The following is a 7,073-nucleotide window of genomic DNA, read 5'->3' as shown; positions in this document are numbered from 1 at the left end:
CCTCGTGGCCTGCGGTGCGCGGCAGCGATCGCTGCGCGGCCCACCGCCCGTTTCCATCCATCACGCAAGCCACGTGTCTCGGCAACCCGCTGATGTGCCTGCCCCGCCGTCCATCGTGAGCGGCGTGGCCGGCCCGACGAGACATGGGCCGAAAGCGCGGCGCAGACCGAAAGCGCGGCGCAGACCGAAAGCGCGGCGCAGACCAAAGGCGCAGCCGGCCTCTTCGGGCGGCTGGGCGGCAGCGCGCAGGCGGGACCCCTCGTCACCCTGCGCATCGCCGTCGATGGGCGCGATGCGGCCGTGGCCGCCGTGGCGATCTTCCGGGCCGGTGGCCGCCGGTCAGGCCGGCGAGGTCGCGCGCAGCACCGCGACGCCCGCAGGCGGCAGGGTGACGGCGGAGACGTTCTCGCCCGAGAACGCGTCGGTCCACTCGCCGCCGAGTGCGAGGTCGTGCTTGTCGCCGGTGTGGTTCAGCAGGATCAGGAAGCGGCGGCCGGCCCCGGTGCGTACGCTCGCCTGGACCCCCTGAGGCAGGCCCTCGACCACGGGAGCCACTCCCGCGTCGGCGAGCGCCCGCGCGAGGACCGCCCGCATGGTGGGCTCGTCGAGCCGCGTCGAGAGGTAGCGTGCGGTGCCCGCGCCGTACTCGTGCCTGGTCACGGCCGGGCGGCCGGCCCAGTCGGGGGCGTCGAAGACGAGCTCGGGCTCGGCCCCGGTGAGCCGCAGGTCCTCCCGCCACAGATCGGCCACCCCCTCGAGCCGCCCGAACGCCCCGCACCCGCGCACGGCGAACGTCTCGTGCTCGGCGGCCGGGCAGAACTCCTCGACCCGCACCCCGAGGACCTCGCGGAGCGGCGCGGGGTAGCCGCCCAGGTGGACCCGGTCGTGCTCGTCGACGATCCCGCTGAAGAACGACACGACCAGCGCGCCGCCGCCGAAGACGTACGACGACAGGCGCCCCGCGTCCTCGCTCGACAGGAGGTACAGGTTGGGCACGACGACGAGGGCGTAGCCCGTCAGGTCGGCCGAGGGCGGCACGACGTCCACGCCGGCGCCCAGGTCGAACAGCGGGCCGTAGTGGTCGAGCAGGCGGTCCTGCTGGCGCACGCCGTCCGACGGATGGGAGTCGAGCTCGAGCGCCCACCAGCTGTTCCAGTCGAGCAGGACCGCCACCTGGTTGCTGACCCGCGTGCCGGGCAGGTCGGGGACCGAGGCCAGCTCCTGGCCGAGCGCCGCGATCTCGCGGTAGACCCTGCTGTCGGTCCCCGCGTGCGGCACCATGCCCGAGTGGAACTTCTCGGCGCCGCCGCGTGACTGCCGCCACTGGAAGTAGAGGATCGCGTCGGCGCCCTGGGCGACCGCCTGCCAGCTCCACAGCCGCATCCGGCCCGGCTGCTTGATCGCGTTCCTGGCCCGCCAGTTGACCGCGCTCGGCGCCTGCTCCATCAGGATCCACGGGTCCCCTCCCCCGGCCCCGCGCATCGTGTCGTACACCAGGCCGGGGAAGAGATGCGGCCGCTCGTCGCCGGGGTCGGGGTAGCAGTCGACCGCCACGACGTCCACCCGCGGCGCCCAGCCGAAGGCGTCCACCGCTTTGAGGCCGGCCAGGAAGTTCGTGGTGATCGGCACGTCGGGGGTGACGCGCCGCAGGATGCCGGCCTCCAGGTCGTAGCAGGCGCGCAGCGCCTCGTCGCTGAAGCGCGCGTAGTCGAGCTGCTGGGCCGGGTTGGGGTACGTGGGAGCCACCCGGGGCGGCTGGATGTGCTCGAACCTCGCGTAGCGCTGCGACCAGAAGTCGGTCGACCAGGCGTCGTTCAGCGCCTCGATGTCGTCGCCGTACCGCTCCCGCAGCCAGCGCCGGAAATCGGCCGCAGAAACCTCGCAGTAGCAGGCGGGAATGTGGCAGCCGTACTCGTTGCCGACGTGCCACAACCCGAGGGCCGGATGGCCGTGGTAGTGCTCGGCCAGCCGCTCCACCAGCAGCGCGGCCCGTTCCCTGTAGACGGGGCTGGACGGGCAGAAGTGCTGCCGGCCGCCGGGGCCGAGCACGGTCCCGTCCGCCGTGACCGGCAGGATCTCCGGGTGCTCGTACGCGAGCCACGGCGGCGGCGACGCCGTCATGGTGGCGAGGTCCGCGGTGATCCCGTGCGCGTGCAGGTCATCCAGGACCTGGTCGAAGAGGGAGAAGTCGTACGCGCCGCGGTCCGGCTCCACGCGGGCCCAGCCGAACACCCCGACGGTGACGAGGTTGACCCGGGCCTCGGCCATGAGGCGCAGGTCCTCGGCCCTGGTCTCGGCCGGCCACTGCTCGGGGTTGTAGTCGCCGCCGAAGGCCACGCCGCCGAGCCGGCGCCAGAACCGCTGGACCGGCATGACATCACGAGATACGGCGTTCATCGTCGGCGCGGCGGCCCCGGCAGGCGAAGGCGCCGCTCCTCCCTTCATGGGGTCGGGGGTCACGGGCGAGACGGCGGTGGGGCGGTGCTCTGCCTGACGACCAGCTCAGGGGCGACGTACGCGGTGTCGGCAGGCGCCGCGCCGGCCTCGATCTGGTCGATCATGAGCGCCACGATCCGCTCAGCCACCACGTCGAAGTCCTGCCGGACGGTGGTGAGCGGCGGGGACAGGTAGGCCGACTCCTCGAGGTCGTCGAACCCGGCGATGCTGACGTCCTCGGGGATGCGGCGGCCCGCCTCGATCATGGCCCGCATCACGCCGAGGGCCATCTGGTCGTTGGCGGCGAAGACGGCTGTCACACCGGGCCGCCGGACCAGGACGCGGCCCGCCTCGTATCCGCTGGCGGCGCTCCAGTCGCCGAACAGCACCCCGGGCACCGCGGCCCCCGCCTCCTTGAGCGTCGCGTGCCAGGACTCGGCCCTGCGCTTGGCGGCATAGGAGTCCTCGGGCCCGGCGACGTGCCAGACCGTCTCGTGACCGAGGTCGAGGAGGTGACGGGTGATGAGCCGGGCGCCCTGGACCTGGTCGGTGTCGACCATGGGATGGCGGTGGCTGACGTCGCCGTCGGCCATCACGACCGGCACCCCCGGCGGCAGGCGGAGTGCCGGCGTGTCGAGGATCTGCGCCTCGATGAGCACGATGCCGTCGACCGCCTGCATCGTGAGCTGGTCGAACGCCTCGTGCACGGCCTGCTCGGTCTGCGACTCGATGGCGATCATGTTCACGGTGTAGCCGGCCCGCTGCGCCGCCCTGGTGACGGCGTCCACGGTGCGGGCGTTGCCGAAGCTGCCGAGCCCGAAGCTGATCAGTCCCAGGGCGCGGAACTGGCCGGTGACCAGGGCGCGGGCGGCGGTGTTGGGCCGGTACCCCAGCATGCGCATCGCCGACAGGACCCGCTGGCGGGTCTCTTCCTCCACGTTGCTCCGGTTGTTGACCACCCGGGAGACGGTCTGGCTGGAGACCCCGGCCAGCGCGGCGACGTCGGCCATGGACGGCCGCCTGCGGGTGCGCCGTCCCGGCGCCGTTTCCTGTGTCGCCCCGTCCACTGTCACCTCTGGTCGTCCGATGCTCTCGGCCGATGTTTACGCAAACATGGGCCGTCCGTCAATGCAGGCCACCAAACGGGTCGAAATCGCCATGGATGTTAACTGACGGTTACCTGTTGACATGATTCGGCGGCCGGTTCAGACTACGGGACACATTCCAAATGTTTACGTAAACATTCGATCATCGATGACTGCCGCAGCGAGCAGGACCCCAGCGGCGCAGGTAGCCCTGCGACACCCAGACCGCCCAGGCCCCGGACAAGGAGAGTGCAGTGCCAGTCTTCGTGGCAGCGCGAACATCGCCCAGGAGCGCGGGATGACCGCGCAGGCCGCCGAAGCCGGACGCCCCGGCCTCGCCCGGCCGTTCCTGCGCCTGCGCGTCGCCGGCTACGCGTTCTTCCTGCCGTTCTTCGTGGTCTTCCTGGTCACGGTGGTCGCGCCGCTGGCGTACGCCCTCTACCTCAGCCTCTTCCAGGACCGCCTGATCGGCGGCACGGTCTTCGCCGGCCTGGCCAACTACACGCGCGCCCTCGGCGACGCGCTGTTCGGGGCAGGCCTGCTGCGCGTGGCGCTCTTCCTGGTCGTGCAGGTGCCGATCATGCTGCTCCTCGCCCTGGGATGCGCGCTCGCCATCGACAGCGGCAGGCTGCGCTGGCCGTCCCTGTTCCGCATCACGATCTTCATGCCGTACGCGGTGCCCGCCGTGGTCGCCGCCCTCATGTGGGGCTACATGTACGGCGACCAGTTCGGCCTGGTCGGGCAGATCGGCCACGCGCTCGACGTCACCCTGCCCGACCTGCTGTCCCGCTCCTGGATGCTGACCTCCATCGGCAACATGGTGACCTGGGAGTACGTCGGCTACAACATGATCATCCTGTACGCCGCGCTGCGGGCCATACCCGAAGAGCTCTACGAGGCCGCCGAGATCGACGGGGCGGGCGCCATCCGCACCGCCTGGAGCATCAAGCTGCCCGCCCTGCGCCCCGCGCTCCTCGTGGCGACGATCTTCTCGATCATCGGCAGCTTCCAGCTCTTCAACGAGCCGAACATCGTCCAGAAGCTCGCACCCGCGGTGATCAGTACGAGTTACACGCCCAACATGTACGCCTACAACCTCGCGTTCAACGGCCAGCAGATCAACTACTCGGCCGCCGTCGCCGTGGTGCTCGGCCTCGTCACCGTCGTCGTGGCGTACGCGGTGCAGCTCATCACCGCGAGAAGGGAGAAGACGCTGTGACGGCCGTCGCCGAGGCGGGCCCCGCCGTAGCCGCCCGCCGCTCCCCCGCGGCCAGGCGCCGCCGGGGGAAGAGCCCCACCCTCACCGTGATCATGCTGGTGATGTTCGTGTACGCGGTCCTGCCGCTGTTCTGGCTGCTGGCCAACGCCAGCAAGAGCGGCGCGGACCTGTTCTCGACCTTCGGGCTCTGGTTCGGCGGGGACTTCCACCTGTTCGCCAACATCGGCGACACCCTGAGCTATCAGAACGGCATCTTCCTGCGCTGGTTCGGCAACACCGTGCTCTACTCCGTGGTGGGCGCGGGCGGGGCCGCCCTGCTGGCCACCATCGGCGGGTACGCCCTGGCGAAGTACGACTTCCCCGGCCGCAGGCTGCTGTTCGCGATGGTGCTCGGCGGGATCTCCATCCCGGGCACGGCCCTGGCGGTGCCGACGTACCTGCTGTTCAGCCGCGTCGGGATCGTCGACACCCCGTGGGCGGTGCTCATCCCGGCGCTGTGCAGCCCGTTCGGGCTCTACCTGATGCGGGTCTACGCGGCCGACGCGGTGCCCGACTCGATCCTGGAGTCGGCCCGCATCGACGGCGCGGGCGAGTTCAGGATCTTCCGGACCATCGCACTGCGGCTGCTCGCCCCGGGCTTCGTCACCGTCCTGCTCTTCTCACTGGTCGCGACGTGGAACAACTACTTCCTGCCGCTGATCGTGCTGAACACGCCGGACTGGTTCCCGCTCACCGTCGGGCTCAACCAGTGGAACGCCCAGGCCAACAGCGGCACCTCCGGCGCCGGTGACGCCACCTACCAGCTGATCCTGACCGGCAGCCTGCTGTCCATCGTGCCGTTGATCATCGCCTTCCTGGTGCTCCAGCGGTTCTGGCAGTCGGGCCTGGCCACCGGAAGCGTCAAGCAGTAACCCCCCGTAAGTGAGGAAACGTCATGAGATCAATGGTGAGGACCGCAGGGGTAGCCGCGGCTCTGTCGGTTGCCCTGGCCGCGTGCGGCGGCGGGGGCGGAGCCGGGGGCGGGGGCGCCTCCGCACCGGCCGCCGCGCCGAGCGCGTCGGCGGCGGTGCAGGATGCGTTGAGCAAGCCGGCCGAGCTGACGTTCTGGACGTGGGTCACGGGGATCGAGAAGACCGTCGCCCGCTTCCAAGCGAAATATCCAAACATCAAGGTCAACGTGGTGAACGCGGGGCAGTCCGCCGACCAGTACACCAAGCTGCAGACCGCGATCAAGGCCGGTTCCGGCGCGCCTGACGTGGCGCAGGTCGAGTACTTCGCGCTGCCTCAGTTCGCGCTCTCCAAGCAGGTCGTCAACCTGGCCGACTACGGCGCCGGCGCGCTGAAGGACAGGTTCGCCGCGTCGGCGTGGTCCCAGGTGGCGATCAACGGCGGCGTCTACGGCATCCCGCAGGACACCGGCCCGATGGCGATGTTCTACCGCAAGGACATCTTCGACAAGCTGAAGATCAAGCCCCCGACAACCTGGGCGGAGTTCACCGAGGCGGCCAAGAAGATCAAGGCCGACAACCCGGATTCGTTCATCACCACGATCGACCCCGGGGACGCCGGCGGCGTGGACAGCATGATCTGGCAGGCGGGCGGCACACCGTTCAAGACCTCGGGCGAGAGCTCGGTCAGCGTCACGCTCGCCTCCGACCCCGGCGTCAAGCAGTGGGTGAGCACCTTCAGCACCCTGCTGAGCGAGAAGCTGGTCGACCCGCAGCCCGGCTGGACGGACGAGTGGTGGAAGGGCATGGGCTCCGGCAAGTACGTGGCCTGGCTCACCGGCGCCTGGGCCCCGAACGGCATCGTGAACTCCATCCCGAAGACGAAGGGCAAGTGGGCGGTCGCCCCGATGCCCCAGTACGACGCGGCCAAGCCGATGAACGCCGAGAACGGCGGCTCCTCGGTGGCGGTCATCCCGCAGAGCAAGAACATCCCGGCCGCCGTCGCCTTCGCCGAGTGGCTCAACTCCGACCCGGAGGCCGTCAAGTCGCTGAACACCGAGGCCGGGCTCTTCCCCGCCACGAAGGTGCTGCTCGACGACCCGGCGTTCCGCGACGCGCCGCAGGACTTCTTCGGCGGGCAGAAGATCAACCAGGTCCTGGGCGACGCCTCGACCGCCGTCCGCCCCGGCTGGCAGTACCTGCCGTTCCAGGTGTACGCCAACAGCATCTTCAAGGACACCGTGGGCCAGGCCATCGACGGCGGCGGTGACCTGTCCGCGGCGCTGAAGTCCTGGCAGGACCGCATCACCGCCTTCGGCACCGAGCAGGGCTTCACCCTCAGCGGCGGCTGACCCCCTCGACCGGCCCCGGTCGGCGTACGCCGAC

Annotated in this window: 5 protein-coding genes; 3 read left to right on the top strand and 2 right to left on the bottom strand. The window is 70.5% G+C overall.

Annotated elements, in window-relative coordinates; translation table 11 throughout:
- Nucleotides 1–339 precede the first annotated feature (339 nt).
- Together AB0J64_RS56375 and AB0J64_RS56370 are read right to left on the bottom strand one after the other, a co-directional pair.
- Entirely contained in the window at nucleotides 340–2,373 is a 2,034-nt protein-coding gene (locus tag AB0J64_RS56375) for a beta-galactosidase (protein ID WP_364046771.1), read from the bottom strand.
- An 83-nt stretch (nucleotides 2,374–2,456) separates the two neighbouring features.
- Nucleotides 2,457–3,446 carry a LacI family DNA-binding transcriptional regulator gene (locus tag AB0J64_RS56370; RefSeq protein WP_364046768.1) on the bottom strand — a complete coding sequence of 330 codons (990 nt, stop codon included), beginning with the start codon at nucleotides 3,444–3,446 and terminating at the stop codon, nucleotides 2,457–2,459.
- 373 nt (nucleotides 3,447–3,819) lie between these two features.
- On the opposite strand from AB0J64_RS56370, the gene AB0J64_RS56365 reads away from it, so the two are divergent.
- From AB0J64_RS56365 to AB0J64_RS56355, 3 genes are read left to right on the top strand one after another with little or no spacing between them, the layout of a single operon-like run.
- The gene (locus tag AB0J64_RS56365; protein WP_364046765.1) at nucleotides 3,820–4,740 is read left to right on the top strand and encodes a sugar ABC transporter permease; all 921 of its coding nucleotides are present in this window, start codon (nucleotides 3,820–3,822) and stop codon (nucleotides 4,738–4,740) included.
- A complete protein-coding gene (locus tag AB0J64_RS56360; RefSeq protein ID WP_364046762.1) occupies nucleotides 4,737–5,651 on the top strand; it encodes a carbohydrate ABC transporter permease in 915 nt (304 codons plus the stop codon). Before AB0J64_RS56365 ends, AB0J64_RS56360 begins: the two co-directional genes overlap by 4 nt.
- Before the next feature lie 23 nt (nucleotides 5,652–5,674).
- Entirely contained in the window at nucleotides 5,675–7,039 is a 1,365-nt protein-coding gene (locus AB0J64_RS56355; protein ID WP_364046759.1) for a sugar ABC transporter substrate-binding protein, read from the top strand.
- Nucleotides 7,040–7,073 lie beyond the last annotated feature (34 nt).

Source organism: Nonomuraea sp. NPDC049695 (assembly GCF_040674955.1).
GTDB classification, from domain to species: Bacteria; Actinomycetota; Actinomycetes; order Streptosporangiales; family Streptosporangiaceae; genus Nonomuraea; species Nonomuraea helvata.
The sequence above is the reverse complement of the archived record's forward strand: the minus strand, read 5'-3'. Positions and strand labels throughout refer to the sequence as shown.

Bases quoted from the DNA above. Each gene is read 5' to 3' on its own strand.
- AB0J64_RS56375 (WP_364046771.1), bottom strand. From the start codon at position 2,373: ATGCCGGTCCAGCGGTTCTGGCGCCGGCTCGGCGGCGTGGCCTTCGGC.
- AB0J64_RS56370 (WP_364046768.1), bottom strand. From the start codon at position 3,446: ATGGCCGACGTCGCCGCGCTGGCCGGGGTCTCCAGCCAGACCGTCTCC.
- AB0J64_RS56365 (WP_364046765.1), top strand. From the start codon at position 3,820: ATGACCGCGCAGGCCGCCGAAGCCGGACGCCCCGGCCTCGCCCGGCCG.
- AB0J64_RS56355 (WP_364046759.1), top strand. From the start codon at position 5,675: ATGAGATCAATGGTGAGGACCGCAGGGGTAGCCGCGGCTCTGTCGGTT.